This is a genomic window from Rhizobium tumorigenes, from assembly GCF_003240565.2.
Classification (GTDB): domain Bacteria; phylum Pseudomonadota; class Alphaproteobacteria; order Rhizobiales; family Rhizobiaceae; genus Rhizobium; species Rhizobium tumorigenes.
This window is the reverse complement of the sequence record NZ_CP117259.1, coordinates 179,453-205,463: the sequence shown is the minus strand read 5'-3', so window position 1 is coordinate 205,463 and position 26,011 is coordinate 179,453. Positions and strand designations below refer to the sequence as shown.

24 protein-coding genes are annotated in these 26,011 nt (G+C 62.3%); 12 read left to right on the top strand and 12 right to left on the bottom strand.

Features of this window, described 5'->3' with window-relative positions; translation table 11 throughout:
* Position 1: 1 nt before the first annotated feature.
* From PR017_RS26560 to PR017_RS26545, 4 genes are all read right to left on the bottom strand, one after another.
* Positions 2-1,315: a cytosine deaminase gene (locus PR017_RS26560; RefSeq protein WP_111221083.1), complete on the bottom strand. Its 1,314-nt coding sequence runs from the start codon at positions 1,313-1,315 to the stop codon at positions 2-4.
* Positions 1,315-2,160 carry an ABC transporter permease gene (locus tag PR017_RS26555; RefSeq protein WP_111221082.1) on the bottom strand — a complete coding sequence of 282 codons (846 nt, stop codon included), beginning with the start codon at positions 2,158-2,160 and terminating at the stop codon, positions 1,315-1,317. Before PR017_RS26555 ends, PR017_RS26560 begins: the two co-directional genes overlap by 1 nt.
* Entirely contained in the window at positions 2,160-2,984 is an 825-nt protein-coding gene (locus tag PR017_RS26550) for an ABC transporter ATP-binding protein (protein WP_111221081.1), read from the bottom strand. The genes PR017_RS26555 and PR017_RS26550 overlap by 1 nt, the downstream gene beginning before the upstream one ends.
* Positions 2,985-3,051: 67 nt before the next feature.
* The gene (locus tag PR017_RS26545) at positions 3,052-4,056 is read right to left on the bottom strand and encodes an ABC transporter substrate-binding protein (RefSeq protein ID WP_425070065.1); all 1,005 of its coding nucleotides are present in this window, start codon (positions 4,054-4,056) and stop codon (positions 3,052-3,054) included.
* A gap of 198 nt (positions 4,057-4,254) precedes the next feature.
* Between PR017_RS26545 and PR017_RS26540 the strand changes: the two genes are divergently transcribed.
* Positions 4,255-5,205: a LysR family transcriptional regulator gene (locus tag PR017_RS26540; protein WP_111221079.1), complete on the top strand. Its 951-nt coding sequence runs from the start codon at positions 4,255-4,257 to the stop codon at positions 5,203-5,205.
* Positions 5,206-5,208: 3 nt separating this feature from the next.
* Here the strand turns inward: PR017_RS26540 and PR017_RS26535 are convergent, their stop codons facing one another.
* Positions 5,209-6,006 carry a creatininase family protein gene (locus PR017_RS26535; protein ID WP_111221078.1) on the bottom strand — a complete coding sequence of 266 codons (798 nt, stop codon included), beginning with the start codon at positions 6,004-6,006 and terminating at the stop codon, positions 5,209-5,211.
* A gap of 273 nt (positions 6,007-6,279) precedes the next feature.
* Here PR017_RS26535 and PR017_RS26530 point away from each other — a divergent pair, with 273 nt between their 5' ends.
* A complete protein-coding gene (locus PR017_RS26530) occupies positions 6,280-7,257 on the top strand; it encodes a magnesium transporter CorA family protein (RefSeq protein ID WP_240539030.1) in 978 nt (325 codons plus the stop codon).
* 42 nt (positions 7,258-7,299) lie between these two features.
* On the opposite strand, the gene PR017_RS26525 is transcribed toward PR017_RS26530, so the two are convergent.
* Positions 7,300-8,370 (bottom strand): LacI family DNA-binding transcriptional regulator, encoded by a 1,071-nt coding sequence (locus PR017_RS26525; RefSeq protein ID WP_111221240.1) that lies wholly within the window; start codon positions 8,368-8,370, stop codon positions 7,300-7,302.
* Positions 8,371-8,590: 220 nt separating this feature from the next.
* Between PR017_RS26525 and PR017_RS26520 the strand changes: the two genes are divergently transcribed.
* From PR017_RS26520 to PR017_RS26485, 8 genes are all read left to right on the top strand, one after another.
* Positions 8,591-9,424: an ABC transporter substrate-binding protein gene (locus tag PR017_RS26520; RefSeq protein ID WP_240539029.1), complete on the top strand. Its 834-nt coding sequence runs from the start codon at positions 8,591-8,593 to the stop codon at positions 9,422-9,424.
* A gap of 66 nt (positions 9,425-9,490) precedes the next feature.
* Positions 9,491-11,023, top strand: a complete 1,533-nt coding sequence (locus PR017_RS26515; protein ID WP_111221077.1) for an amino acid ABC transporter permease/ATP-binding protein — start codon at positions 9,491-9,493, stop codon at positions 11,021-11,023.
* A gap of 64 nt (positions 11,024-11,087) precedes the next feature.
* Positions 11,088-12,209, top strand: coding sequence for an NAD(P)/FAD-dependent oxidoreductase (locus PR017_RS26510; RefSeq protein ID WP_111221238.1), 1,122 nt, complete (start codon positions 11,088-11,090; stop codon positions 12,207-12,209).
* Positions 12,210-12,349: 140 nt separating this feature from the next.
* Entirely contained in the window at positions 12,350-13,057 is a 708-nt protein-coding gene (locus PR017_RS26505) for a 3-oxoacid CoA-transferase subunit A (protein WP_111221076.1), read from the top strand.
* Positions 13,054-13,743 carry a CoA transferase subunit B gene (locus PR017_RS26500; protein WP_111221075.1) on the top strand — a complete coding sequence of 230 codons (690 nt, stop codon included), beginning with the start codon at positions 13,054-13,056 and terminating at the stop codon, positions 13,741-13,743. The genes PR017_RS26505 and PR017_RS26500 overlap by 4 nt, the downstream gene beginning before the upstream one ends.
* A gap of 11 nt (positions 13,744-13,754) precedes the next feature.
* Positions 13,755-14,960 carry a 3-oxoadipyl-CoA thiolase gene (gene pcaF / locus PR017_RS26495; protein ID WP_111221074.1) on the top strand — a complete coding sequence of 402 codons (1,206 nt, stop codon included), beginning with the start codon at positions 13,755-13,757 and terminating at the stop codon, positions 14,958-14,960.
* 344 nt (positions 14,961-15,304) lie between these two features.
* Positions 15,305-18,262, top strand: a complete 2,958-nt coding sequence (locus PR017_RS26490; protein WP_425070064.1) for a hybrid sensor histidine kinase/response regulator — start codon at positions 15,305-15,307, stop codon at positions 18,260-18,262.
* Between the two features lie 102 nt (positions 18,263-18,364).
* On the top strand, positions 18,365-19,132 hold the full coding sequence (locus PR017_RS26485; RefSeq protein WP_111221072.1) for an EAL domain-containing protein: 768 nt from the start codon (positions 18,365-18,367) through the stop codon (positions 19,130-19,132).
* 16 nt (positions 19,133-19,148) lie between these two features.
* Here the strand turns inward: PR017_RS26485 and PR017_RS26480 are convergent, their stop codons facing one another.
* The 6 genes from PR017_RS26480 to PR017_RS26455 all read right to left on the bottom strand — a co-directional run bounded on the left by PR017_RS26480 (position 19,149) and on the right by PR017_RS26455 (position 23,827).
* The gene (locus PR017_RS26480) at positions 19,149-19,754 is read right to left on the bottom strand and encodes an SCO family protein (protein WP_111221071.1); all 606 of its coding nucleotides are present in this window, start codon (positions 19,752-19,754) and stop codon (positions 19,149-19,151) included.
* Positions 19,751-20,686, bottom strand: coding sequence for a copper uptake system-associated protein (locus tag PR017_RS26475; RefSeq protein ID WP_111221070.1), 936 nt, complete (start codon positions 20,684-20,686; stop codon positions 19,751-19,753). Before PR017_RS26475 ends, PR017_RS26480 begins: the two co-directional genes overlap by 4 nt.
* The gene (locus PR017_RS26470) at positions 20,683-22,071 is read right to left on the bottom strand and encodes a PepSY-associated TM helix domain-containing protein (protein WP_111221237.1); all 1,389 of its coding nucleotides are present in this window, start codon (positions 22,069-22,071) and stop codon (positions 20,683-20,685) included. Before PR017_RS26470 ends, PR017_RS26475 begins: the two co-directional genes overlap by 4 nt.
* 226 nt (positions 22,072-22,297) lie before the next feature.
* Positions 22,298-22,702: a hypothetical protein gene (locus tag PR017_RS26465; RefSeq protein ID WP_111221069.1), complete on the bottom strand. Its 405-nt coding sequence runs from the start codon at positions 22,700-22,702 to the stop codon at positions 22,298-22,300.
* A 148-nt stretch (positions 22,703-22,850) separates the two neighbouring features.
* Positions 22,851-23,282 (bottom strand): hypothetical protein, encoded by a 432-nt coding sequence (locus PR017_RS26460; RefSeq protein ID WP_111221068.1) that lies wholly within the window; start codon positions 23,280-23,282, stop codon positions 22,851-22,853.
* A gap of 53 nt (positions 23,283-23,335) precedes the next feature.
* Positions 23,336-23,827 (bottom strand): hypothetical protein, encoded by a 492-nt coding sequence (locus PR017_RS26455; RefSeq protein ID WP_111221067.1) that lies wholly within the window; start codon positions 23,825-23,827, stop codon positions 23,336-23,338.
* A 134-nt stretch (positions 23,828-23,961) separates the two neighbouring features.
* Between PR017_RS26455 and PR017_RS26450 the strand changes: the two genes are divergently transcribed.
* Both PR017_RS26450 and PR017_RS26445 read left to right on the top strand, forming a co-directional pair.
* A complete protein-coding gene (locus PR017_RS26450; protein ID WP_111221066.1) occupies positions 23,962-24,630 on the top strand; it encodes a response regulator transcription factor in 669 nt (222 codons plus the stop codon).
* Positions 24,627-25,994 carry a sensor histidine kinase gene (locus PR017_RS26445; protein WP_111221065.1) on the top strand — a complete coding sequence of 456 codons (1,368 nt, stop codon included), beginning with the start codon at positions 24,627-24,629 and terminating at the stop codon, positions 25,992-25,994. Before PR017_RS26450 ends, PR017_RS26445 begins: the two co-directional genes overlap by 4 nt.
* Positions 25,995-26,011 lie beyond the last annotated feature (17 nt).

Below are 26,011 nucleotides of genomic sequence, written 5' to 3'. Positions count from 1 at the left end.
GTCAGGCTCCAACGACGCTATCGAGTTCACGGTAATCAGGCAGGTTCCGATCGATCATCTTGCCGCGCCTGAGCACAACGCGATCGGATTGCGGCCTCGAGAGAAATTCGCTCCAGCGACGGGCACTGAAGAGGACAAGGTCGGCCGGCGCGCCGACGGCGATACGGGCCATATCCGGACGTCCGACAATGGAGGCCGCCGATGTGGTGACGACGCGGGCGGCAGTGTCCAAGGGATGGTCGAGGTGGATGATCCGCACCGCCTCGCGGAACACCTCGACGGGATCGAGATCGCCGTAGGCATAGAAGGGATCGCGTGTGTTGTCGGAAGCAACGGCAGTAGCGACGCCGGCTGCGGCTAGTTCCTTGAACAGCGTTACGCCGCGCCAGCGCGGCGTGCGGTCCGGGTAGCGGTCCTGGAGGTACATGTTGCACATTGGCAGCGAGATGATCGACAGTCGGGCCTCTGCCACCAGCCCGACCGTGCGGCGTGCGGTCTCCTCGTCCTGGCGGGCAAGCGAGCAGCAATGGCCGGCCGTCACCTTGCCGGTGAAACGGTTGCGCAGGACGGCCTCGGCAACGGCCTTCAGGGTTTCGGCGGCGGGATCGTCGGTCTCGTCGACATGCAGGTCGACATCGAGCCCGTTCTCGGCTGCGGCCCGAAACAGTGTGTCGAGTTGCCAGGTGAGATCGGCGCTCATTTGCGGGACGCCGCCGAGAAGGCCGCGCTTTTCCCGCACGACGGCAACGAGGTCGGCGAAATAGGCAGCATCGGCCATAGCATCCATCGGGAAGAGGGCGACGGCCTGGAGCGCAATCTTGTCCTTCCAAGCATCGCGAACCTCGTCGAAGACCTCGAAGGAGATCCGATGCTGGGGGCTCAGCGAATCCAGATGGGTGCGGATCAGGCTGGTTCCGTGGGCATAGGCCGAGCGCAGGGAGAACTCCATCCGCTTCCGGACATCGTCCGAGGACCAGTGGGCCTCGCGATCGGTGCGTACTGCATCGAGTGCACCGGCAAAGGTGCCGTCCGGATTGGCGTGGCGGGCGGAGATATGGCCCTTGTCGAGATGGGTGTGGATATCGGCAAAGCACGGCCAGACCATGCCGTCCTTGAGGTCGGACCACGCGAGTTCCACGGGCGCGGTGCCCGGCGGCAGGATCGCATCGATCAGGCCGTCGTGGATGACGATGTCGGCCTTCATGAGGCCATCGTCGGACGCCGCGGCAAAACCCTCGACGGCAACTGCCGGCAATGTCGCATGACTGAGCACGAAGCGTCCGGCATTGGGAGGAGACAGAAAGGATGTCGACATCAGTTTTCTCGCTTCAGGCTGCTCTCATGCCATCGGTGCAGGCTCACCCAGGAAATGAAAGAGGTAATGGCAAAGATCGCCACGCCGAGCATCGACAGCATCAGCAACGCGGCGAACAGGCGGGGGATATTCATGCGATACTGCGCCTCGAGCAGCCGGAAGGCGAGGCCCGAGCCGGCCCCGGCCGAGCCGGCGGCAAATTCGGCGACCACCGCCGCGATCAGCGCCAGCCCTCCACCGATGCGCAGGCCGGTCATGAAATAGGGCTGGGCTGCCGGAAGCTTCAGGTAGAGCAGCGTCTGCCAGCGTGAGGCGCCATAGAGTTCGTAGAGATTGATCAGATTGTGATCGACGCTTTTCAGCCCCTGCACCATGTTGGACAGGATCGGAAAGAAGGCAACGAGGAAGGCGCAGATCAACAATGCTGCCTGCGTCGAGGGCGCGTAGATCAGGATCAGCGGCGAGATCGCCACGACAGGCGTCACCTGCAGGATGACTGCGAGGGGATAGAAGGCGAGCTCGATCCAGCGCGACTGGACGAGGAAGATCGCGAAACCACCGCCGCCGATCAGCGCAAGCAGCAGCGAGATCAGCGTGATCTTCGTCGTCACCCAAAGGGCAGGCGCAAGCGTCCCCCAGTCGGAAACGAAGGCATTGGCAACAGCGACAGGACCCGGAAGGATATAGGGCGGAATGCCGGACAGCCGGACATAGGCATGCCAGATCAGCACCAGCACGGCGATGACGGCAATCGGCACCGCAATGCGCAAGGCGAGATCGCGTCGGCCGGTATTGGTGGCCTTCCGGCCTTCCGGCAACGGGTGTGTTTTGGGCTCGTCGCTCATCACGCCTCCTCTGCCGTGTTGATGGCTGCGATCAGCGACCGGGAGACGGTCTCACAGGCCCGCCGATATTCTTCCGAGGTGCGATAATGGGCATCGCGCTCGAGACTGGTGACCAGCGGGATATCGGCATGGACGCGTCCGGGCCGCGATTTCATGACGACGATGCGATTGGACAGGTAGGCGGATTCGAACACCGAATGCGTGACGAAGATCACCGTGATGCCCGTCGTCTTCCAGAGCCGCAGCACGTCGTCGTTAAGCTTCTGGCGGCTGATCTCGTCGAGTGCGGCAAAGGGCTCGTCCATCAGCAGGAGCTTCGGCTTTGTCACCAGCGCCCGGGCAATCGAAACACGCATCTTCATGCCGCCGGACAATTCGCGCGGATAGGCATCGGCGAAGTCGGCAAGGCCGACTGTCTCTAGCGCCTCCATGATCGGGCCGCGGGCCGCAGCTTTCGACACGCCGCGCAGCCGGAGCGGCAGGTAGACATTGCCGAACGCCGTCTTCCAGGGCATCAGCGTCGGCTCCTGGAAGACGAAGCCGATATCGCCCTCCGGCAGGCCACGGGCATTGATGCGTGAACTCGGCCAGTCGATGCTGCCGGTCGTGGTGCCGCCAAGGCCTGCAATGATCCGCAGCGCCGTCGACTTGCCGCAACCGGACGGGCCAAGCAGGCTGACGAACTCGCCGCTTTCCACCGTCAGCGACATATCGGACAACGCGACGGTGCCGCTCGAAAACACCTTGGACACCGACTGCATCACGACCAGCGGACGCTTGCGCGTTTCCATCGATCGGGACGCCTGGGTTTCGGCTAGGGACATGGACTGGCTCTTCCTGAAGGCAGTTGCGGTTCGCAGCCTCGCGGTCGCGAACCTCGCGGGCGGGCGTTTATTTCTTGAGCGCCATGCCGACGCCCTTGCAGACGAATTTCGTCGTGAAGGCCTTGGTGTAGTCGGTGTCGGCCTTGACGACCTTGATGCCGACCATCTCCTCGAAGAACTTCTTGTAATGGGCATCCGTCATGCAGCCGATGCCCTTGTCGAGGGCCTCGCCGGATTCAGCGATGCCGTATTCCTTCATCTTGGCGATCGAATAGGCGATCTGTCCGTCCGTCATGTCAGGATTGTCGGTCTTGATCAGGGCGTTGGCCTTGCTGTTGTCGCCGTAGAGATAGGTGTACCAGCCCTCGATCGACGCGTCGACGAAGCGCTGGACGACATCCGGCTTGCTGTCGACCATCTTCTGCGACGTGGTGATCATCGTCGAATAGGGAGAATAACCGCTGTCGGCGAGCAGGAAGACTTTCGGTGCGACGCCGGTCTGCTTCTCGATCTCGTAGGGCTCAGACGTCAGGTATCCCTGCTGGGCCGATTGCTTGTCGGCGAGGAACGGACCGGCATTGAAGGTGTATGGCTTGTACTGCTCGTCGGCAAAACCTTTGAAATTCGACTTCATCCACTCGAAATAGGTGAGGTAGCCGTCTTTGCTCATGAAAATGGTGTGCAGCTTGGCCAGATCCTCGAATTTCTCGACGCCGGCATCGGGATGGGCAAGCAGCACCTGCGGATCCTTCTGGAAGATGGCGGCGACGTCGAGGATCGGAATTCCCTGCTCAACCGCCGAAAGCTCCTGCTGCGGGCCACCCATGTAGAAATCGATCTTTCCGGCAATCAGCAACGCGCTGTTGGCAGCGTTCGGGCCGCCCTGGACGATTTTAACGTCAAGGCCGTGCTTGGCGTAGGTGCCGTCGGCGACGGCCTGGTAAAAACCGCCATGCTCGGCCTGGGCCAGCCAGTTGGTGCCGTAGGTCACCTGATCCACCGCGTAGGCGGGCGCGGTCAGTACGCCGGCGAGGCCGAAGCCAAGGGCTGCGGAAAAGGCAATGGTGTTCATGAGCTTCGACATGGCAGGCGTTCCCCATTTTTGTGGCCACCAGTCGCCTTGGAAGACGCCGGATTTTCTGCATTTGAGCGGTTGCCTTGCGCTTTGAAAAGCATCAAAATTCGTGCGCAACGATGCCTTTTTGGCATCCCAAGGCGCGCATGTAGCGAAATTGTGCGCGCTGCTTAAAATTAACGCAAAGAGGCGCCCGTGCTGCATTCCAGGAAGCTTCTCTACATGAACGAAATCGCCCGCTGCGGCTCGATCCGCAAGGCGGCGGCGCGGCTGAACGTGGCTTCGTCGGCGATCAACCGGCAGATCCTGGCGCTGGAGGAAGAAATGGGCGCGCCATTGTTCGAGCGCCTGCCGCGCGGCCTGCGCCTGACGGCCGCCGGCGAACTCTGCATCGAGCATATCCGCGAGGTCTTGAAGACCTACGAGCGGCTGGAGGGGCGTATCCGCAGCCTGAAGACGCAGCAGGCCGGCAAGATCCGGCTGGTGACGACAGTCGGTCTCGCCTCCGGGCCGCTGCCTGAAATCGTCGCGCGGTTCCAGCTCAAGCACCCGCGCGTCTACCTGCAGCTGCGCAACGATGCCGGCACGACGACGGTCAACCCGGTGCTGACCGGCGAGGTCGACATCGGTCTCGGCTTCAACATTCCGGCAACGCCGGGCATTCGGACGCTTGCAAATTTCGATATCCCGATCGGAGTCGTCTTTCCGCCCGGGCACAGGTTGCTCGCGCCCGGGCCGATCAATCTTGCCGATGTCGTGCAGGAGCGCCTGATCCTGGCACAGCCGGGAACGAGCCTGCGCGATGCCATCGACCTGATGCTGGCGCGTCTCGACGTGCATGTGGAACCGGTGCTCGAAACCAACGCGTCCGAGATGCTGAAGAAGCTGGTGAAATGCGGGGCCGGGCTGACGATGCTCAATCCGCTCGACGTCATCACCGAGTGCCGCTCCGGCGAACTGGTGTTCCGGCCCATCGCCGAGCCCCATACGCGGCATCAGCCGATGAAGCTGTTTGCCCGGGCCCGCGCGCCGCTCGACGCCACGACCAGCCTGTTCGTCGAATATCTGCTCGCCGAACTCGCCGGGCTCGTCACCGAGTTGCAGGCCAAGGGCCACATCTCCCCAGACCGCCCGGCAGCCGCCTGACGATTACTGAGAGTAGAGGTTGGAAAGCGGGTAGGCCTTGAGATCGTAGAGCATCTCGACAAAACCCTTGACCTGATGTCGGCATATTGCCGCTCCCTTCTCGGCAGTGCCGAGCGATGCGTCGCCGACGACACCGTTGGGGTTGAGATCGTGGGCGATCCAGGCCAACGAGTGCGGCGGCAGCGGCTGGATATATTGGGATTGTTCGCGCATCCATTCGGCTTTCGAGACGAAATTCTGCGCCTTCTCCATGCGCACCAGATCGGGGCGGAAATGCAGCATCAGCGATGTCTCGACTTCACCGCCGTGGATACCGTACCGGGACTCATGATCGCTGATCAGGCCTTCGGGATTGCCGAAGCGGCCCCATTGCGTCGACATGACCGCCATCTGGTAGCGGACGCGCAGTTCGCGGGCGACGATGCTCATGATGTCGACATTGCCGCCATGGGAATTGACGATCACCATCTTGCGCAGGCCGGCTTCCGCCACCTTGGCACCGATCGCCGTCCACACCGGGATCAGCAGTTCCGCACCCAGCGACAGCGTGCCGGGGCCGTAGACATGCTCGTTAGCCTTGCCGATTTCCTGCGTCGGAAGCACAAGAATATCGAGATCGTCCTGTCGCTGGGCGCGCAATTCGGCCAGCATGCCATTGGCTATCGCCACATCCGTCGCCACGGGCAGGTGCGGACCGTGCTGCTCAGTGGATGCGATCGGCAGGATGGCGATGGTGGTGTCTGGCGACAGCCCGGCAAAATCGTAGGTATTCAGCTCGTTCCAGTAAAATGGCGTCGGCATCGACCCGTCCCTCGTTGTCTGTGGGTTATGGGTTACGGAAATCGACCGGGCACGAAAAGCATCAATTTGTGGTCGTGCTGCTGCCTTTTTGAGGACGATGACATCTAGCGCCGCCGCATGCCTGCCCGCCGCTGGAAAAAGTAAAGCCCGATGCCGGGAACGAGAACTATTGTTCCGCGTAATCATGGTGATATCAGTTTGGCCTACTAAGGCTCCGCCGAAACGACTTGCCATCTTCCAAGCGAAGCCTTGTTGACCCCCGGGAGTGCAGCCTTGCTCACCATCCACCGCGACACCACCCCCTCCGTGCGTCAGGCCGACACGGGCGCTGACCTTCCCGACAGGGTCATCTGGATGGACCTCATGGATCCGACGGCGGAGGAAATTGCATTCGTCGAGGCCGGAGCGCATATCAAGGTGCCGTCGCGGGATGCCCTGAGCGAGATCGAGGCATCGAGCAGGCTCTCGAGGCAGGGCGACCACCTCTATCTCAGCACTCCGGTCATCGGCCACGCGACGCTGGACGATGCTGAACTGTCGCCGGCCGGCTTCGTCCTCGGCAAGGACATCCTCGTCACCATCCGCTATGCATCGCTGCCGACTTTCGATGCGGTCGTTGAGCGGATGAACAATGACGGCACTATAGCCAGCAGCATCGGAGTGTTTACCTCGTTGCTGGAATCCATCGTTGACCGCGGTGCCGACGTGCTCGAGCATCTCGGGGCGGCAATCGACGAAGTCTCCAGATCGATTTTCCAAGGCAAGATTTCGGGTCTCAAAGATCCCAGCAAGGCGACGGCAACACTGCACCGAACGCTGTCCAGGATCGGCGGTCTCGGCGACCGCCTGTCGAAAGCGCGCGACGTGCTTCTCGGCGTCGGGCGGATTGCGTCCTTCAGCGGCGACGTTGCCCACGAATGGCTGGCGCCGGAATTCCGCGACCGGCTCGCCGCGGTCTGCAAGGACGTCGTGTCGCTCAGCGATTACGAGACGCACCTCTCCGACAAGATCCAGTTTCTACTCGACGCCGTGCTCGGCTATATCAACATCGAGCAGAACGAAATCTTCAAGGTGCTGACCATCGCCTCTGTCGTCGGCGTGCCGCCAACCCTGCTCGCAGGTATCTGGGGCATGAATTTCAAGTCGATGCCGGAGCTTTCATGGACATGGGGCTATCCGATATCGCTGGCACTGATCGCCCTTAGCGCCATCCTGCCACTCATCTGGTTCCGCCGGAAGGGCTGGTTCTGACGCGGCCAGAGTGGCGACCTCGTTAGCCGCTCGCAGCTGACCTCAATCCGCCTTTGCCGACCCGACGGAGCCGCGTTCGATGATCGACGTCGGCAGGACGACCCGCTGCGGCGCATGCGTCTCTCCCTTCAGCCGGCGGATCAGCAACTCGGCAACCGCCTTTCCCATTTGATAGACGGGCTGATCCACCGCCGTGATCGGTGGCGTCGTGACACTGGTCCAATCGGCATCGTGGAAGGTGACCAGCGACACATCCTGCGGCACACTGAGGCCGAGATCGCGAATGGCCTTGTAGATCTCCAGGCCGATGATGCTGTCAGAGGCGATGATCGCAGTGGGACTGTCCGGTTTCGCCATGATATTCGCCACGATCGATGCCGTGCGGGCTTTCTTGGCGCCGAACATAAGATAGCGTTCCGGATCCGGGATATTGGCTTCCGCGCAGACCGCGAGCAGGCCTCCAATGCGCTCGCGCACGGTTGACGTCGGTATGTGGTTGAAATTCCACTCCGGGCCAGCCTCCGCCTCGGCCGCCGTGAAATAGGCGATCCTGCGGTGACCGGCGGCCACCAGCAGCCGCGCCACCCGGCTGGCTGCATCCCTGTCATCGACGGTCACGGTGTCGACGTTGAAATCCTGCAGGGGACGGTCGAGCAATGCCAGGGGACGGCCGGAGCGGTCGATGTCCCTGAGATGGGCAATCTCCCGGCTATCTGTTGGCGAGACGATCAGTCCATCCACCCGCTTGCCGATCAGCACTCGCACTGCGGCCTTCTCGGCCTCGATCTCCTCACCCGAATTGGCAAGGATGACGTTGAAACCGGACGCCCGTGCGACATCGCTGATGCCGCGCACCGCGAGACTGAAGAAGGGATTTTCGATATCGCCGACGACCACGCCCAGCAGGCCGGACTTTCCGGTCGTCATGCTCCGGGCCAGTTCGTTCGGCCGGTAATCGAGCGCCTTGGCCGCAGCCATGACGTCCGCATGGACCTTGTCGCTGACGACGCCATAGCCGCCGAGCACGCGGGCCGCTGTTGCCTTCGAGACGTTGGCCGCCCGGGCCACATCCGCAACCGTCACGGCGCGGGTTTTGACGGATATTTTTTTCATCCCGGCAACGACTACAAGAGATGTTGACGAACCGTCAATCCGAATATACCAATTGTCAATGAGACCGGTCTCAATGAGGTAGAAACCGGTCTCATCTGCATAAAAGTGAGTTTCCGGGTAACAAGAACCATGCAGCTGAACGTCGGCGCGAGCCTTCCGACGGTGCCAATGGCGTTCCCGTTCGGCCCCAAAAACAAGTTCAGAGGAGAACGACATGCGCATGATGGGAATAATCAGATTTGTGAAGCCGGCAGCTCTATCGGCCGCGCTGGTTTTTGCAGCGGCTTTGGCAGCCGTCGGCACGAGCCCCAGGGCTTTTGCCGCAGACGATAACAAGTATGACCTGATCGACGCCAAGCAGATCAGCGTCGGGACGATGGGCGATGCCAAGCCTTACGTCTTTACCACAGCAGACGGCCAGTTCACCGGTTTCGATATCGAGCTTTTCCTCGATGTCGCCAAACGCATGGGCTTCACCAAGGAGCAGGTTATCTTTACCGGCCAGGACTTTTCGGCGCTGATACCCTCGGTCGCCAACGGTCGCTTCGACGTGGCGGTTGCCGCCATCGGAACGACAGCCAAGCGCAAGGAAACCGTCGATTTCTCCGATGGCTATCTTGCCGGGTACCTCTCCTTGCTGACTGCAGACAAGGCGATTACCGGCGCGGAAGGCCTGAAGGGCAAGCGGCTCGGCGTAGTCCAGGGGACGCTGCAGGAAATCTATGCCACGAAGACTTTCACCAGCACAGATCTGGTGAAATTTCCCGACAACAACTCCGCGGTTTCCGCGCTGAACAACGGTACTGTCGACGCGCATTTCCTCGATTACGAAGCTGCCAAGCAGTATTCAGAGCGTTATCCAGCACTAAAGATCGCGGTCAATATCCCGTCCTTCGATGCACCTGCCGGCTTCGTCATCAAAAAGGGCAACGATGCCTTCCGTGAAGCACTGAACACCGGCCTCCACGCCGCGATGCAGGACGGCACCTGGAAGAAGCTTTACGAAAAGTGGTTCCCGGGTTCGCCGATGCCAGCCGACTATCTCCCGAAATAACGACGCCTGGCCGGCTGCCCGCAACAACCAGGCAGCCGGCACACCAGCGATAGCAAGGGGATAGGAATGGACTGGCTTGAGAATTTGCGTCGCAGCTTCCTCGACTGGAATGCGATGCTCGAGGTCCTGCCGGCGATGATCACCGTCGGCCTGAAGAATACGCTGATCCTCGCTTCCACGTCGACGGTACTGGGCGTGGTCATCGGCATGATACTGGCGGTCATGGGTATCTCGCAGTCGCGCTGGCTGCGGATCCCGGCACGGCTCTATACCGACATTTTCCGCGGCCTCCCGGCGATTGTCACGATCCTGCTGATTGGTCAGGGCTTTGCCCGCATCGGCCGCGAACTTTTCGGTCCGTCTCCTTTTCCACTCGGCATTCTTGCTCTCAGCCTGATTGCCGGCGCCTATATCGGGGAGATCTTCCGCGCCGGCATCCAGAGCGTCGAGCGCGGGCAGTTGGAAGCCTGCCGGGCACTCAGCATGAGCTACGGACAGGGCATGCGGCTCATCATCATACCGCAGGGAATACGGCGGGTGCTGCCGGCGCTGGTCAACCAGTTCATCGGCAACGTCAAGGATTCGAGCCTCGTCTACTTCCTCGGGCTGCTGGCTTCCGAGCGCGAGATCTTCCGCGTCGGCCAGGACCAGGCCGTCGTCACCGGCAACCTGTCGCCGCTGCTTCTGGCCGGCGTTTTCTATCTCGTCATCACCGTGCCGCTGACCCATGTGGTCAACGCCATCGACACCAGCCTCAGGCTCGGCAAGCACAAGGGCGGCGAGCCGACCAGCGGGCTCGCCGAAGTGAGCGAACTGGCGAGCGTGGTGGAAACGGGCTCCGGCAGTCCGATACCACCGAACGGCCCGACATTCCGGGGTGGCAGCCTCGAAGTCAGCAATCTGTCGATGGCCTACGGCAGTCTCGAGGTCCTCAAAGGCGTCGCGCTGAAGGTCAAGCCTGGCACCGTCACCTGCATCATCGGCCCGTCCGGCTCGGGCAAATCGACGTTGCTGCGGTGCCTGAACCGCCTGGTCGAGCCGAAGGGCGGCGATGTGCTTCTGGATGGCGCCAGCATCCTGACGATGAAGCCGGAGAAGCTGCGCCGTCGGGTCGGCATGGTGTTCCAGCATTTCAATCTCTTCCCCGACCACACCGCCCTCGAAAACGTCATGCTGTCGCTGACCAAGATCAAAGGCATGGGCAAGCGCGAGGCGGAGACGATTGCCGAGGCGCGGCTGGCGGATGTCGGACTTGCGGCCCGCAAGCACCACCGTCCGGGTGGCCTTTCCGGCGGCCAGCAACAGCGCGTCGCGATTGCGCGGGCGCTGGCCATGGATCCGGAAGTGATCCTGTTCGACGAGGTCACCAGCGCACTCGACCCGGAACTGGTGAAGGGCGTGCTCAACCTGATGGCCGATCTCGGCAAGCGCGGCATGACCATGGTCGTCGTCACCCACGAGATGGGTTTTGCCCGCAAGGTCGCCGACCAGGTCATCTTCATGGACGAGGGCAGGGTGATCGAGGCGGGCACGCCATCTCAGATCTTCGACACCCCGAATAGCCCTCGTCTTAGACACTTTCTCGCCGAGGTGCTTTAGCGCAAGAGCCCCGGTGCCGTTCAACCACCACACCGCCAGCATCAACTACAAAGGTTATCCCAGAATGTCAGTCTCATCCGCCAAGAAGGTCATCGTTGTCGGCGCCGGTATTTTCGGCGTGGCATCCGCCGTCAATCTCGCCCGCCTGGGCATCCAGACGACGCTCGTCAATGACGGCCCCCCTGCCAATGGCGCATCCGGACGTTCGCTGTCATGGCTCAACTCGTCCCGGAAGCGCTCCGAGGCCTATCACCGGCTGCGCATGGTTGGCATCGACCGTCACCGGACGCTTGCGGCCAAATATCCCCAGGCTTCATGGCTGCGCTTCGACGGCGGGCTGACCTGGGATGCCGACGACGCATCCAACGAAATCCGCGACGCCTTCGCGTTCGAGCGACGGATCGGCTACGATGCCATGCTGCTGTCGGCCGACGACATTGCGAATGCGACGCCCGGTGTCGATGCGCGCCCTGTTACGCCGCAGGGCGCGATCCTCAATCCCGGTGAAGGCTGGGTCGATCTGCCGAGCCTGATCGAAGTTCTGCTGGCGGAGTTCGCAGCCCTCGGCGGCACCGTCGTCACCGATGCCGGAAAGGTCACTCCGCGTAAAACCGGTGGCCGTGTCGACGGCGTCAAGACTTCGAGCGGTCGTGAATTTGATGCCGATACCGTGTTGCTCGCTACCGGACCGGCCGTCCCGCGCATGGCCGCCGAGCTTGGACAGACCATCGCCGACGGCACGCCGGTTTCGCTGCTGGTGAAGACCAAGCCTGTCGACCTGTCGCTGAAAGCAGTCCTCAACACCCCGCGTGTCGCCGTCCGCCAGACACCGACCGGTGCCCTGGTGCTGGATTCCGGCTGGTCGGAAGAGGAAGTGATCGTCAAGGCCGATGGCAGCTACGAGGTCAAGGATTCGACGGTTCAGGGCCTTCTCGACGAGGCATCCCGTGTCCTCGAGGGCAATCCGAAGCTCGAACTCGATAGCTACGGCGTCGGCCCCAAGCCTATCCCAGGCGACGGAGAGCCGGTTTTCGGAGCGTTGACGAAGGTACACGGCTGTTATGTCGCTTTCAGCCACAGCGGCGCGACGCTTGGACTGATCGCCGGCGAATTGATTGCTGACGAGATTGCCACTGGCAATCTTCATCCGTTGCTGGCCGAATTCCGTCCGGAGCGGTTCTCCTGACTATCTTCCGAATACTTTTCGTGCGTTATACGAACAAATATCGATTAACGCACTAACATCTTGCTGGCGAGCCCATGCGCCGGTATTCCAGACGACGACCGCAGATAGATTTCGGTCATACGGTCGTCGGAGGATCACGCATGGACAAAACAATCGGCAGCACCGCAGAAGCCGTCGCTGACATCGGCGATGGCGCGACGGTTATGATCGGCGGTTTCGGTGGCTCTGGCGCCCCGATCGAACTCATCCACGCCCTGATCGACAAGGGGCCGAGGAACCTCACCGTCATCAACAACAATGCCGGCAACGGTCGCATCGGCATCGCTGCGATGATCGATGCCGGCATGGTACGCAAGATGATCTGCTCTTTCCCGCGTTCATCCGACCCGCGTGCGTTTACCGACAGATATCTGGCTGGAGAGATCGAACTGGAACTGGTTCCGCAGGGAACGCTGGCTGAGCGTATCCGCGCCGGCGGCGCCGGCATTCCGGCATTCTACACGCCGACCGCCTTCGGCACAGAACTCGCAAAGGGCAAGCCTATCGCCGAATTCGAGGGCAGGTCCTATGTGCAGGAGCGCTGGCTGAAAGCCGATTTTGCCATCGTCAAGGCCCATGTCGGCGACGTCCACGGCAACCTCACCTACAACAAGGCTGGCCGCAACTTCAATCCGCTGATGTGCATGGCGGCAGCAAGCACCATCGTCCAGGTCTCGAAAATCGTCGCCGCCGGCGAGATCGATCCGGAGCAGGTCGTCACGCCCGGCATCTTCGTCAACCACATTGTCGAGGTCGCCGACCCCCGGCAGGAAGAAGACCTCATTCGAGCCGGAGTGGCCTACGCATGACCATCGATACTCGCGAAGACATCAAGCTCTCCAATGCCCAGATCGCCTGGCGCGCGGCGCAGGACATTGCCAACGACGCCTATGTCAACCTTGGCATCGGCTTTCCGGAGATGGTGGCGCGCTACCAGCCGCCCGGCCGGCAGGCTATCTTCCACACCGAGAACGGTATCCTCAATTTCGGCGAGCCGCCGGCTGCTGGCGAAGAAGACTGGGACCTGATCAACGCCGGCAAGAAGGCCGTGACCCTCAAGCCGGGGGCCGCCTTCTTCCATCACGCCGACAGCTTTGCGATGGTGCGCGGCGGACATCTGGATGTCGCCATTCTCGGCGCCTACCAGGTTGCGCAGAACGGCGACCTGGCGAACTGGCGCGTCGGCAGCAAGGGCGTGCCGGCGGTCGGCGGGGCGATGGATCTCGTGCATGGTGCCAAGCAGGTTTGCGTCATCACCGAGCATGTCACCAAGGCGGGCGAACCCAAGCTCGTTGAGAAATGCACATTCCCCCTGACGGGAGTCGGCTGCATCACGCGCGTCTATACAAGCCACGCGGTCGTCGACATCGTTGACGGCCGCTTCGTGTTGCGTGAAAAGCTTGCCGCCATGTCGCTCGAGGAGTTGCAGGCCATGACGGGCGCGACGCTTCATATCGACGGCAAGATTAGCGACCTCGTCGTCCCCGAACTCTGAGGAGAGCCCCCATGGCTGATGCATTTATCTGCGATTACATCCGGACGCCCATCGGCCGCTTCGGCGGTTCGCTGTCGTCGGTGCGCGCCGACGATCTCGGCGCCATTCCGCTAAAGGCACTGATGGAGCGCAATGCCTCGGTCGACTGGGATGCCGTCGACGATGTGATCTTCGGCTGCGCCAACCAGGCAGGTGAAGACAATCGCAACGTCGCGCGCATGTCGTCGCTGCTGGCCGGCCTGCCCCATTCGATCTCGGGCACGACCATCAACCGCCTCTGCGGCTCCGGCATGGATGCCGTCATTGCCGCTGCCCGCGCCATCAAGGCGGGCGAGGCTGAACTGGTGATTGCCGGCGGCGTCGAAAGCATGTCGCGCGCGCCCTTCGTCATGCCCAAGGCCGAAACGGCGTTTTCCCGCAGCGCTGAAATCCACGACACGACCATCGGCTGGCGCTTCGTCAACCCGCTGATGAAGAAGCAGTACGGCGTCGACAGCATGCCGGAGACCGGCGAGAACGTCGCGGAGGACTACAAGGTCAGCCGTCACGACCAGGATGCCTTTGCCGTTCGCAGCCAGGACAAGGCCGCCGCCGCCCAGGCAAGCGGCCGGCTGGCAAGGGAGATCACCGCCGTCACCATCCCGCAGCGCAAGGGTGACCCGATCGTGGTCGACAAAGACGAACATCCGCGCGCAACGACGATGGAGGTGCTGGGCAAGCTCGGCACCCCGTTCAAGAAAGACGGCGGTACCGTCACCGCCGGCAATGCATCCGGCGTCAACGATGGGGCGGCATCGCTTATCATTGCCTCGGAAGCGGCAGCCCGGAAATACGGCCTGACGCCCATTGCACGCATTCTCGGCGGCGCTGCAGCCGGCGTGCCACCACGGGTGATGGGCATCGGCCCGGTACCCGCATCGCGCAAGCTGATGGCGCGGCTCGGCATGACGCAGGACCAGTTCGACATCATCGAGCTGAACGAGGCGTTTGCAAGCCAGGGGCTCGCTGTCCTGCGCGAACTCGGCATCGCCGACGACGACGCCCGCGTGAACCGGAACGGCGGCGCAATTGCGCTCGGTCACCCGCTCGGCATGTCCGGCGCGCGCATCACCGGCACGGCAGCCCTCGAACTCAAGGAAACCGGCGGTCGCTACTCGTTGTCGACCATGTGCATCGGCGTCGGACAGGGGATCGCAATCGCCCTTGAGCGGGTCTGATCTACGCCCGGTTTGAGAGCGCAAAACGCTGCCAGAGCGGGCCGATATGACGGCCGGCGGGTCTTTTCATGCAAAGTGAATCTGCCCATCCTGACATTTGTTGACACGGAAGAAATGACCTGTCAGGAGGAGTCATGGCCCCACGTCAATCTCGTAACGTCTCGCTGACCCCCGAGCTCGAAGCTTTCATTCATGAAAGCCTGGCTACCGGTGACTATGCCAACGCCAGCGAAGTGGTTCGCGCCGCCTTGTGCAGGCTGCGCGACGGGGCGGTATTGCCGACGACTTCATCTGTGAAGGATTGGCCCAAGGGCGGCGGCGAATGCGGCGCGCTGGTCCGGAGCATGGACTGGAACAAGATCCTTCTCGGCCCCATCGACGGATGGAGCATGGAGATGCGGGCGACCGTTGCCAACATCGTCAATTCGCCTGTGGCGAAAGTCCTCATGTGGGGCCGCCACCACGTCATGCTCTATAACGACGCCTACCGGGAGATTGCCGGCGAGCGCCACCCTTCAGCCTTCGGAACACCCGTTGCCGTAGCATTTCCCGAGGTATGGGACTGGAACCGTCCCATTCTCGAAGCGGGTCTGCGCGGGGAAATCGTTACGCATCGCGATCAGCCTATCGTGTTCAACAGGCCTGACGGCCCGCAGACCATGTTTCTCGATCTTTTCTACACACCGGTGTATGACGCGGACGGACATGTCGGCGGTGTCATGTGCACCATCGTAGACAACAGCGCGCGGCTTCTGGCCGAAACGCGGCTGGCGGAGCGGGAAGCCGAACTGCGCAGCGTCACCGACGCCGTGCCCATGTTGATTTCCTACGTCGACCAAAATCATGTCTATCGATTTGCCAACGGCACCTACCGCGAGTGGTTCGGGGTCGATCCCGAGACCATGGTCGGGCGGCACGTACGCGACGTGATGGGGGAAAAGACCTATGGGGACCGCCGCCAATCGCTTGTCCGAGGCCTTGCCGGCGAGACCTTCGCCTCCGAGGCGCAACTTGCTTACAACAGCGGCGCCCTGCGGCGCATCGAGATCCGCTACGTCCCCCATTTCGGAGCGGATGGCACTGTTCTGGGTGTCCACATTCTCGGCATCGATGTCGAGGAACGCGCGCAACGTGAAGCCGATCTTGCTGTCAGCAACAAGCGCTTCCGCTACGCCATGGATGCCGTGCACGGTGTGCTTTGGACCAACAGCGCCGATGGCCGGATGGTCGGCGAGCAACATGGCTGGTCGAAGCTGACCGGACAGACTGCGGAAGAATATCAGGGCTACGGCTGGTCGAACGCCGTTCATCCCGACGACGCGGCTGCGACTGTAGAAGCTTGGAAAGAGGCGGTTGCGACCAAGGGCATGTTCATTCACGAGCACCGGGTGCGCCGCCACGATGGTTCCTGGCGTCAATTCGCCATCCGTGGCCTGCCGATCCTCGACGCGTCAGGCGAAATCGTCGAGTGGGTCGGAGTCCACACCGACATCACCCATCAGCGGGCGGCCGAAGCAGCGCTTCGCGAGCAGGCCGAGGTGCTTTCGCGACAGGTCCGCCATCGCGAGCGTGCCGAAGAGCAACTGCGACAGGTCAACGAGAATCTGGAGGCACGGGTCGTTGCCGAGATCGGAGAACGACGCGCCGCCGAGGCGAAGCTCGCCCAGGCGCAGAAGATGGAAACCGTCGGCAAGCTGACCGGCGGCGTGGCCCACGATTTCAACAACCTGCTACAGGTCGTCTCCGGTAACCTTCAGCTGCTTGCAAGGGATATCGCCGGCAACCAGAGGGCCGAGACAAGGGTGGCCAACGCCATGGCGGGTGTTTCCCGCGGCTCGAAGCTGGCAAGCCAGCTTCTGGCATTCGGACGCCGGCAGGCGCTTGAGCCGAAGGTCGTCAACATCAGCCGCTTCGTTCGCGGCATGGACGACATGCTGCGAAGGGCTATCGGCGAGGCGATCGAGGTGGAAACCGTCGTTACCGGTGGGCTCTGGAACACCTTCATCGATCCCGCGCAGGTCGAAAACGCGCTGCTCAATCTCGCCATCAACGCTCGCGATGCGATGGCCGGTCGCGGCAAGCTGACGATCGAGCTCGCCAACGCGCATCTAGACGACACCTATGCGCTGGAGCATGACGAAGTCACGCCCGGTCAGTACGTCATGCTTGCGGTTAGCGACACAGGCGCCGGCATGTCGCCAGATATCATCGACAAGGTGTTCGAGCCGTTCTTCTCCACCAAGGCGGAAGGCAAGGGTTCGGGCCTGGGCCTGTCGATGGTCTACGGCTTCGTCAAGCAGTCGGGCGGCCACGTAAAGATATACTCCGAGGTCGGCGAGGGCACGACGATCAAGCTTTACCTGCCACGCGCCATGCAGTCAGAAGACATGGAAGTCGTCGTCGACACCGGACCGATCACCGGTGGCACGGAGACGGTGCTGGTTGTCGAGGATGACGATGCCGTGCGCGACACCGTCGTCAACCTGCTCACTGACCTCGGCTATCGCGTGCTGAAAGCGATCGATGCGGCGAGCGCCCTGAGCGTGGTCGAGAGCGGCATACCGATCGATATCCTGTTCACCGACGTCGTCATGCCCGGCACCCTGAAAAGCCCGGAACTTGCCCGCAAGGCGCGGGAACGCCTGCCGGATATCGCCATCCTGTTCACGTCCGGCTATACCGAAAACTCGATCGTGCACGGCGGAAAGCTCGACGCCGGCATCGAGCTGCTTTCCAAGCCCTACACACGCGAGGCAATGGCCCGCAAGTTCCGCCATGTACTCGCCAACCGAAGCCAGCGACTGAGGCCGGCGGAAAGCAGACCCGTCTCGAACCCGTCTCTGGAAGCGCCGGCATCGAGCGCATCGATCACGACGAGACTGACGGTCCTGCTGGTGGAAGATGACAACCTCATCCGCGTCAGCACCGGCGACGCCCTGAAGAACGCCGGATGCATCGTTGTCGAGGCAGGCAGCGCCGAAGAAGCGATGGCCGCCCTGGAAACGGTCCCCTTCGACGTGCTGGTCACCGACGTCAACCTGCCAGGCGCCTCCGGAGCAGAATTGGCAAAGCGAGCGCGTTCCGTACGGCCGTCTGCAGGGATTGTCTTTGCAACGGGCGATCCTTCCAGCGTGAAGACTGAAGCCGGTGCGGTTGTTGTCGGCAAGCCCTATCATGCCGAAGAACTGATCGCGGCCGTCGAGACATCCTGGGCTGCGGTGTCTGACGGTGCCAGTGCCGAAAACGAGACCTCGCAACAGCAAGGCGACCGTTGCAGCAGCTCGACATCGACGACGAACTGATCGGGAGCCCTGCGCTGTCGCAAACCCGATCTGCCCGTCGAATTTTCAGCTACCGAACATATTGCTGGAATAGACGTTGAGAGCCGACCAAAGGAAAACTCGATGACGACACAATGCCAGGGCTGTAACGATGGCCAGAAGTTTCCCTTTGATTTCTCGATGGCATTGCAGCCGATCGTCAACGTCGCAGAGGGCACCATCTTTGCCCACGAAGCACTGGTCCGCGGCGTCAACGGCGAGGGGGCAGCGACCGTTCTTTCCTCGGTAGATGCCGAAACGCGCTATGCGTTCGACCAGCAGTGCAGGGTCAAGGCGATCGAGCTTGCAGCGAAAGTGTTTCCGCATCAGAACCGGCCGCGCCTGTCCATCAACTTCATGCCAAACGCCGTCTACGAGCCACGCGCCTGCATCCGGCTGACCCTGGCAACCGCGTTGAAAACCGGGTTCCCGGCCGACCACATCATTTTCGAGTTCACCGAAGTGGAAGAACTCGACACCAAGCACATCCTCGGCATTCTGGAGACCTACCGGGAAATCGGCTTCAAAACAGCTATCGACGACTTCGGCGCCGGTCACGCAGGCCTCGGACTGCTGGCGAAATTCCAGCCTGATATCGTCAAGCTGGACATGGAACTGGTTCGGGATATCGACAGCCGCAAATCCAAGCAGACTATCGTGCGCCATACCGTTGCGATGTTGAAAGACATGGGCATAACTCCCCTCTGCGAAGGCATTGAAACCCGCGCCGAGCAGACGGTACTGGAGGATCTGGGGATCGAACTGATGCAGGGATACCTGTTTTCGAAGCCCGTCTTCGAGGCTGTAGCGGGTGAAATTCAGGGCCTCGGCGAAAGGTCCGCTGCGACCTGAAGTCCACCTAAAGAGATCAGGCAGATCCAAACCCTTTCTTCAGGAGCACGGCCCTAATCTTCGAAATCGCGGCGTCCCGGTCCGTACCGTAGGGGATCAAGCCCTTCAGCCGTCCGTCGGCGCCAATCATCAGCAGCGTGATGGTGTGGCTCATATGGTAATCGCCATTTTCGCTCGGCACTTTCTCGGCCCGGATCATCCACCCGTCCATGACCTTGCGCATTTCCTCAGGCCTGCCGGTCACACCGACGATACGATCGCCAAATTCCGAGACATAATCGTGCATGATGGCTGGCGTGTCGCGCTCGGGATCGACGGAGAAGAAGTAGGCGGCAAGCTCCTTGCCCTCGGGACCCAGCGTCTGGAGCCAGTCGGTGACCTCGAGCAGCATCGTCGGGCATACCTCGGGACAATTGGTGTATCCGAAATAGACCAGGGCCGGACGGCCATGGAAAATGCTCTTGTCGACCGGACGACCGCGATCGTCGATCAGTGAAAACGACGCGTCGAAGGGTCCGCTGCGTGGTTCCGACGCATAAAGCCACACCAGCGAGCCGACAAGGCAGGATACGAACACGCCTATGGCCATCGATGCGCTCAGCAAAAGAGTGTGACGTCTCATTTTCCATGCCCCGCATGATCTGGATGTCCACCGGCAGCCTTGTCCAGCATGACGGTCCCGACGAAGCTCGCAAACAGCGCAACCGTCGATGGATCGAGCGAACGCTCGGCCGTCGCCAATTGGTCGGTCAGCGCCCTGGCATCCGCCGCATCGACGCCCAACGTTGCAAGCACTGCCGGATCCCTGAGACTGTCGCCGCTGCAGAGCAGCGCTTCGAACCCATGCGGACCTTTCCTCAGCAACACCCTGCCGCCACGTCCATCCTGCTGCCAGGCGGCAATTGCCCAGTCGTTCCGGACGATGATGGGGCCCGTCGTCAGCGGCTTCTCTGGCGTCTCGAACTGCTTGCGCATCGTCTGCCGGATGTCCTGCTTCGGATCCATCGACATGCCCGGCATATCCATTCCGCCCATATCCGTCTTTCCCATGTCCATGCCAGGCATGACGTGATCGTCCCCGGCCTGTTCGGCACCAGCAGCCGGGGCGCTCATGTCACCGCCTGCACTGCCGACGGCAAAGACGACCTCGACGGCGCCGGCCTTCGCGAAAGTCAGTGTCGCGGTGACGGTTTCGCCGCGCTTGAAGGGTTCACGGACGTCCATGAACATCAGGTGGTAGGCGCCCGGCTTGAACAGGATGGTCTTTCCGGCCGGGATCTCGATGCCATCGCGCAGCTCGCGCATGATCATGATCCCGTTGTCGATGCTCATCTGGTGCAGTTGGACGCTGCTGGCACGAGGCGAGGTCACCGAAACAAGGGTGTCGCTTTGCGGGCTGGTATTGGTGATGGCGAGATATCCCCCTCCGACCTTTGCGCCGGGCAGCATGGCGCGCGCCTGGGCGTTGTCGATCCTGATCGTATCGGCCGCAAAGCCATGCGTCGAAAACAGCGATGCCACGGCGAAGAGAGCGGCTGCGATTGTTCTGTTCATGAGGAAACTCCCGATTGGAAGACCCGGCTGAGGGCTGGAATGAAGCGGATGACGACCTGGTCGATGACAACCATGGCAACGATGGCAAGGCCGGTCAGGGGAAAGAGGACGCCGAAGACGATGGCGATCAGCCAGAGGCCGAGATACACGGATTTCTCCTGTGGCATCGGTGGCACGCCGAGACGCCCTGCCGGTCGCCGCTTCCACCACATGGCGACGCCGGTGACGCAGGAAAGCACGATCGCAATGCAGGTCGCCAGCATCACGAGCTGGTTGAACAATCCCCATTGCTGGCCCTGGTGGAGGTTGATGCCCCACTCGATCGCGCGGCCCAGCGCCGGGTACTGGTCGTAGGAGAGATCGACGAGCGGCTTTCCCGAATACTGGTCGATGTGGACCGTGCGTTCCTTGCCGAGATCGCCGAAATAGTGGCTTGCCGTATAGACGCCGGTGTCGGTCGAAGGAATGGCGAGATCGGCACCCCGAACCATGCCCAGCCCGTGCATGATATCCACAGCCTTGTCGAGGCCGATGGGTTTGACAGCCTGGGCTGCGGCGATGTCGGAGAGCGGAACGGGTGCGTTTTCGACGACCCATCCGGCCCGCGCAACGACATCCTGCGTCACCTTGGTCGAGACCGGAACGTTGTCCCAGAGCGCTGCCGGCGCGCCAAGGTCATGGGCGGTCAGCCAGGCGTTGACATTGGCGCCCCAGTAGCCGGACCAGGGCAGGCCGCTGAAGGCGAGGAAGAAAATGACGATGCCAGCGATGGCCCCGGTGACGGCATGAAGGTCGCGCCAGAAAACCCGCCGCGACGGGGTGCCACGGACCGTCAGGACACCGCCCGTCTGTTGTCGCGGCCACCAGAGGTAAATGCCGGTGACGAACAGGACCAGCGCGAAACCGGCGACGATCTCGATGATCCGGTTGGTCCATTCGCCGAAATATTCGAGACTGTGGATCCGCTTGACGACCCAACCGAACTCCTCCTTGGAATTGACCTTCCCCAGGACAGCACCATTGTGCGGATTGACGTAGACGATGGTAGACACGCCTTCCTTTGCCACGGTGACCTCGGCCGAGCGCGTCGCAGATGCAGCCTCCCGGTAGTTGGTCACTTTGGCGCCCGGAATACTCCCGACCGCGACATCGACGATCTGCTGCGGCGACTGGATCGGCCCCAAATCGCTAACGATATGGCGATGCGCGTAGAACGTATCGGCGATCTCGTCCTTGAAAAGGTAAAGCGATCCGGTGATCGCCAGATTGAGCATGAACGGGATGACCAGCAGGCCGGCGAAAAAATGCCAGCGCCAGATGGCCCGGTAGAGCGAAACATGGGTGGTAGACGTAGCCGACGGGTCGGCCGCTGCAAAAGCAGACATGGAATTCCCCCTGGGGGTCGCGACGACGCAGATGATCTCGTGCGGGGGAGGAATGACCGTTGAGGTCATCGCCTTGTGCAGACCCGCTGCGGCGTCCGGAACGAGCGGTCCGATACGCGACAGGCAACCTGCAAATAGCATTCTCCCGCAGCCTTGTGGGCTCTCCGCCCACGATCATACGGCCGCCGTTGACAGAACGCGTCACGGCGCAGGCCGCAACGCAGGCTCAGGCAACGATCGACAGAAGTGGTGGGGCGCGGGGTCCGCTGTTTGGAGGATAGAGCCGGCGGTGAAAGGCGACCGAGAGAGGCGCCGCCAGGCGGGCAAAGACGAAGGGGAGGTGGCCGTAGTCGAAAACGGGTGCTGCCGGCAGAAGTGCGGCCGGAGCGGTCTGGCAAAGGTAGCATCCGGGAATATGGACTTCGCCATGCGCCTTGCCGTCTGCGTCGCGATAGGTAATGCAGAAGATCGGCAGGGTGCCATCGGGCAGGCGGTACTGGGCAAGTTCTGCCGGGGTCAGTTGGTCAGGGCTTGAAATGGCCGGCTGCGCACCGAAGCCGACAAACACGACGGCCAGCACGCACAGCAGGCGCACCGTCCATTGCCTTATGTCGGAAGAAACCGTCCTCATATCGCCCACCGCATCAACCCTGACGGTCGTACGTCATTACGCTGGAGAGCTCAATGCGGCAAATTGCACAGATCGGCTCGTGGACGACAGCACCTCAGCATACCGACAGCCGCGCACATCTCTGCGCGCGGCTGCATTTACGGCTGGCTTACTGGACCGGAGGGCGGACTGGCTGGGCGGCAGGACCGTTGAGGCGATCCATCAGCTGCATCAGCGTATCCGAGCAAACCTTCATCGGTTCGTCATCGGCGCATTTCACGTCGATCCGTGTATCCCCGTGGTCGATATGGAAGTGCGCAGCCTTGGACGGTGGTGGCGGCGGGGGTGGGCGGTGGCCGCGAGGTCCCATGTCACCATCCGGTCCGCCGGGAGGAGGACCCATGCGATCCGGGCCGCCATCAGGGCCACCAGGGCCGCCGGGACCACCGCGCAGTGGCGGGGCAGGCGGCGGCGGGGGTGGCGCGCCGGGATCGACGACGGGTGCGGGGCCGCCGGGCGGAGGCGGGGCCGGTGGCTGCTGGGCGAAGGCGGTTCCTGCCAGGGCAGCGAACGCGATTGCGGACAGAACATATTTTCTCATCGTATCGACTTTCTGTGAGGTTGAGGATGGGTCAATCGGGATTGCTGGAGTGATCATGGACCCGGTCTGTGGATCAGGTCGCCGAATGGCCCGTGCGGTGGAGGACCGGGCGCGCGCAGCGCTTCGGTCTTCCCGTCCTTGTCGACCAGGAAGCTCGCATGGACGAAGCCCTGGTCGAAGCGGCCCTGGACTGTGACCGCTTCATTCTGCTTGACGAGATCGCCGCCGTCGCCGGCTGGTCCGGTCTCGACCAGGGCCTTGCCGCTGGTATCCTGCAGGATGAACTTGTTGCCGTAGACCTCCATGACGGTGCCCTTGATGGTGACCAGGCTGGAAGCCGGCATCGTCGAAATGGAAATCGGCGTCATCGGGGCCATTTCCGCCGTCGGGCGAACCATCCGCATCGCGCCGGCCCCGCCTGCAGCACCGACCGCAAGCGCAATCGCAATCGCCGGGAAGACGATCCAGTGGCGGCGGCGCTCATGCGGAGGAACGTAGGCGCCGCCCTTGCCGGGACGCTCGCTGCTGTCGTGATCAATCGTCATCTTGGTGCTCCTTTGTGAGTGACAACCGCAATCTAGGCCCTATGTGCCATCACACGGCTGAACCTCGCGGTTCAGATTCAGTTCAGGCAATTTCGCTAGGACTGGCCGATCATTTTGCAGCCGAAAGTCACTCCATGCGCGTACTGCTCGTTGAAGACGACGACGACCTCAGCGGCCGCATCGCTACGGCCCTGAGGTCGGAAAATTTCGTGGTGGATATTGCCCGCAACGGCGAGGATGCCTTGCATGCGGGCCTGACCGAAATGTTCGACGTCGCAGTCCTCGACCTCGGGCTGCCGAAGATCGACGGCGTGACCGTCCTCAAGGGATGGCGGGAGAGCGAACGCAATCTTCCCGTCCTCGTGCTTACCGCCCGTGACGGATGGCCGGACAAGGTCTCGAGCTTCAAGGCGGGGGCGGACGACTTTCTAGGCAAGCCCTTCAAGATCGAGGAACTCGTGCTCAGGCTTCGTGCCCTCGTCAGGCGTGCTACAGGTCACGCCGCGTCGCGCGTCAGCTGTGGCGGCCTCGTCTTCGATGCCCAGCTCGGCACGTTCGAACTGGATGGCCTGCCTTTGAAGCTCACTGCGCTGGAATGGCGGGTACTTTCCTGCCTGATGCTGCGCAAGGAGACCGTTGTCGACCGGCGGGAACTGAACGAACGGGTCTATGACGGGGATGCCGAAGTGGATTCGAACTCCATCGAGGTCATTGTCGGCAGGCTGCGCAAGAAGCTTGGGCCAGATCTTATCGAGACGGTGCGCGGGCGGGGCTATATGCTGACTGCCGCGGGGATGCCATGAAGCTGTTTTTTCCCGGACGACCGAAATCGATAGCCGGCAGACTGCTGATATTTTCGGGCATCTTCGTGACGCTGGCGCTTGTGGTCGCGTCTGCAATCCTGTGGCTTGCATTGAATGCTGTCATCCGCGAGCAGATCGATCAACGCCTCGACACTCAGATTGGCGCGCTCGCCTCCGCGGTGACGCACGGGCCGGACGGCCGGCTTGAGTTGTCGACCACCCTCGATGCGCCGCCATTCGATCGTCCGGGCTCCGGCTGGTACTGGCAGGTCGAGGGCACCGGCCAACGCCTTGCATCGCATTCACTGCTGGATGGCACAATCGATGCGCCGCCCCCGCGCCAGGACTTTCTCCACATGCTGACGGCCATGCCGACACCCGGGGAGGGTAGGCAGAACGGCCGCAAACTCTATCTTCGCCAGAGCTCGCGCGATGTCGACGGCGAGATGGTGCTGATCACCGTGACAGCGCCAGAGGGCGCGCTGGTTGATCCCGCCGTACGCGCGCTGTTCTGGCTTGTGCCCTGCATGCTGCTTTTAGGCGTAGTGCTGCTGGCCGGAACGCTCTGGCAGATCCGCTTTGGCCTGCGCCCTCTGAAGTCCATGGCAGCCGGCATCGACGCGATCAACCGCGGCGAGCAGTCTCGACTTGCGGACGAGGCCACCGTCGAATTGGCTCCGCTCGCCTCGAAAACCAATGCGCTGCTCCAGTCGAACGACGAAAGGCTGGCGGCCACTCGTATCCAGTTTGCAAACCTCGCGCATGGCCTCAAGACGCCGGTCGCAAGCCTTTTGCTGGCGCTCGACGGCCGCAATGATCCGGATGGGACACTGCGTGACCTCGCCCTTCGCATAGACAACCGGATCAAGCATCACCTGAGCTCCGCCCGGCGGGTGATGGCGTCATCCGGGACGGTAGCGCGGACCGAGGTTGCGAAGTCCCTTGCCGACATCCACGGCGCCATCAGCCTGATCCACGCCGAGCGCGGCATCGCATTCGAGGCCGACGTCACGGACGGGCTGGCTGTCGCCTGCGAGGAAAGCGACGTCGAGGAGATGCTCGGAAACCTGATGGACAACGCCTTCAAATGGGCATCGTCGCGCGTCGCCGCTGTTGCCGTCAGAGACGGCGCCTTCGTCCGCATCACCTTCGAGGACGACGGACCCGGCATCCCGCAGGAGCGTATAAAGGCAGTGTTGTTGCCCGGTGTCCGGGAGGACGAGCGCGTTCCGGGCGACGGCTTCGGGCTGACCATTGTAACTGAAATGGCCGGCCTCTACGGCGGATCGCTGGTGCTGGAACCGGCGTCGCCGACAGGCCTGCGGGCTGTCCTCCGCCTCCCCGCCGCCGTGTACCAGGCCTAGGGGGAGACGGAGGTATG

Excerpts from the sequence above, each read along its gene's own strand:
- PR017_RS26560 (WP_111221083.1), bottom strand. The coding sequence starts at position 1,315 with ATGTCGACATCCTTTCTGTCTCCTCCCAATGCCGGACGCTTCGTGCTC.
- PR017_RS26555 (WP_111221082.1), bottom strand. The coding sequence starts at position 2,160 with ATGAGCGACGAGCCCAAAACACACCCGTTGCCGGAAGGCCGGAAGGCC.
- PR017_RS26550 (WP_111221081.1), bottom strand. The coding sequence starts at position 2,984 with ATGTCCCTAGCCGAAACCCAGGCGTCCCGATCGATGGAAACGCGCAAG.
- PR017_RS26545 (WP_425070065.1), bottom strand. The coding sequence starts at position 4,056 with ATGAACACCATTGCCTTTTCCGCAGCCCTTGGCTTCGGCCTCGCCGGC.
- PR017_RS26535 (WP_111221078.1), bottom strand. The coding sequence starts at position 6,006 with ATGCCGACGCCATTTTACTGGAACGAGCTGAATACCTACGATTTTGCC.
- PR017_RS26525 (WP_111221240.1), bottom strand. The coding sequence starts at position 8,370 with ATGAAAAAAATATCCGTCAAAACCCGCGCCGTGACGGTTGCGGATGTG.
- PR017_RS26520 (WP_240539029.1), top strand. The coding sequence starts at position 8,591 with ATGATGGGAATAATCAGATTTGTGAAGCCGGCAGCTCTATCGGCCGCG.
- PR017_RS26515 (WP_111221077.1), top strand. The coding sequence starts at position 9,491 with ATGGACTGGCTTGAGAATTTGCGTCGCAGCTTCCTCGACTGGAATGCG.
- PR017_RS26510 (WP_111221238.1), top strand. The coding sequence starts at position 11,088 with ATGTCAGTCTCATCCGCCAAGAAGGTCATCGTTGTCGGCGCCGGTATT.
- PR017_RS26505 (WP_111221076.1), top strand. The coding sequence starts at position 12,350 with ATGGACAAAACAATCGGCAGCACCGCAGAAGCCGTCGCTGACATCGGC.
- PR017_RS26500 (WP_111221075.1), top strand. The coding sequence starts at position 13,054 with ATGACCATCGATACTCGCGAAGACATCAAGCTCTCCAATGCCCAGATC.
- pcaF (WP_111221074.1), top strand. The coding sequence starts at position 13,755 with ATGGCTGATGCATTTATCTGCGATTACATCCGGACGCCCATCGGCCGC.
- PR017_RS26490 (WP_425070064.1), top strand. The coding sequence starts at position 15,305 with ATGGACTGGAACAAGATCCTTCTCGGCCCCATCGACGGATGGAGCATG.
- PR017_RS26485 (WP_111221072.1), top strand. The coding sequence starts at position 18,365 with ATGACGACACAATGCCAGGGCTGTAACGATGGCCAGAAGTTTCCCTTT.
- PR017_RS26480 (WP_111221071.1), bottom strand. The coding sequence starts at position 19,754 with ATGAGACGTCACACTCTTTTGCTGAGCGCATCGATGGCCATAGGCGTG.
- PR017_RS26475 (WP_111221070.1), bottom strand. The coding sequence starts at position 20,686 with ATGAACAGAACAATCGCAGCCGCTCTCTTCGCCGTGGCATCGCTGTTT.
- PR017_RS26470 (WP_111221237.1), bottom strand. The coding sequence starts at position 22,071 with ATGTCTGCTTTTGCAGCGGCCGACCCGTCGGCTACGTCTACCACCCAT.
- PR017_RS26465 (WP_111221069.1), bottom strand. The coding sequence starts at position 22,702 with ATGAGGACGGTTTCTTCCGACATAAGGCAATGGACGGTGCGCCTGCTG.
- PR017_RS26460 (WP_111221068.1), bottom strand. The coding sequence starts at position 23,282 with ATGAGAAAATATGTTCTGTCCGCAATCGCGTTCGCTGCCCTGGCAGGA.
- PR017_RS26455 (WP_111221067.1), bottom strand. The coding sequence starts at position 23,827 with ATGACGATTGATCACGACAGCAGCGAGCGTCCCGGCAAGGGCGGCGCC.
- PR017_RS26450 (WP_111221066.1), top strand. The coding sequence starts at position 23,962 with ATGCGCGTACTGCTCGTTGAAGACGACGACGACCTCAGCGGCCGCATC.
- PR017_RS26445 (WP_111221065.1), top strand. The coding sequence starts at position 24,627 with ATGAAGCTGTTTTTTCCCGGACGACCGAAATCGATAGCCGGCAGACTG.